The organism is Streptomyces sp. NPDC038200, from assembly GCF_055600785.1.
Genome location: NZ_JBVJYH010000076.1, coordinates 1 through 1,051, shown reverse-complemented (window position 1 = coordinate 1,051; position 1,051 = coordinate 1). Strand labels below are relative to the sequence as shown.

Below are 1,051 nucleotides of genomic sequence, written 5' to 3'. Positions count from 1 at the left end.
GCGGTGTACTCCCCCGCCATCACCGACTTCACGGTCATGGTCGACCAGACCTCGCACATGTTCATCACCGGCCCGGACGTCATCAAGACCGTCACCGGCGAGGACGTCGGCTTCGAGGAGCTGGGCGGCGCCCGCACCCACAACACCGCCTCCGGTGTGGCCCACCACATGGCCGGGGACGAGAAGGACGCCATCGAGTACGTCAAGCAGCTGCTGTCGTACCTGCCGTCCAACAACCTCAGCGAGGCCCCGGTCTTCGCGGAGGAGGCGGACCTCGCCGTCAACGCCGAGGACCTGGAGCTGGACACCCTGGTCCCGGACAGCGCCAACCAGCCCTACGACATGCACACGGTGATCGAGCACGTCCTGGACGACGCCGAGTTCTTCGAGACGCAGGCCCTGTTCGCGCCGAACATCCTCACCGGCTTCGGACGGGTCGAGGGCCACCCGGTCGGCGTCGTCGCCAACCAGCCCATGCAGTTCGCCGGCTGCCTCGACATCCAGGCCTCCGAGAAGGCCGCCCGCTTCGTGCGCACCTGCGACGCCTTCAACATCCCGGTGCTGACCTTCGTGGACGTCCCCGGCTTCCTCCCCGGGGTCGACCAGGAGCACGACGGCATCATCCGGCGCGGCGCCAAGCTGATCTACGCCTACGCCGAGGCCACCGTCCCGCTGATCACCGTCATCACCCGCAAGGCCTTCGGCGGCGCCTACGACGTCATGGGCTCCAAGCACCTGGGCGCCGACCTCAACCTCGCCTGGCCCACCGCCCAGATCGCCGTCATGGGCGCCCAGGGCGCGGTCAACATCCTGCACCGCCGCACCATCGCCGAGGCGGAGGCGAACGGGGAGGACATGGAGGCGGTGCGGGCCCGCCTCATCCGGGAGTACGAGGACACCCTCCTCAACCCCTACGTCGCGGCCGAGCGCGGCTACATCGACGCGGTGATCATGCCGTCCGACACCCGCGCCCACCTCGTCCGCGGCCTGCGCCAGCTGCGCACCAAGCGAGAGACCCTGCCCCCCAAGAAGCACGGCAACATCCCCCTCT

The 1,051-nt window shown here is 69.2% G+C and carries 1 protein-coding gene; it reads left to right on the top strand.

Features of this window, described 5'->3' with window-relative positions; all coding sequences use genetic code 11:
- Positions 1-1,051: acyl-CoA carboxylase subunit beta (locus ACZ7KF_RS41580; protein WP_471087938.1), on the top strand; the 1,051-nt coding region annotated here is incomplete at both ends.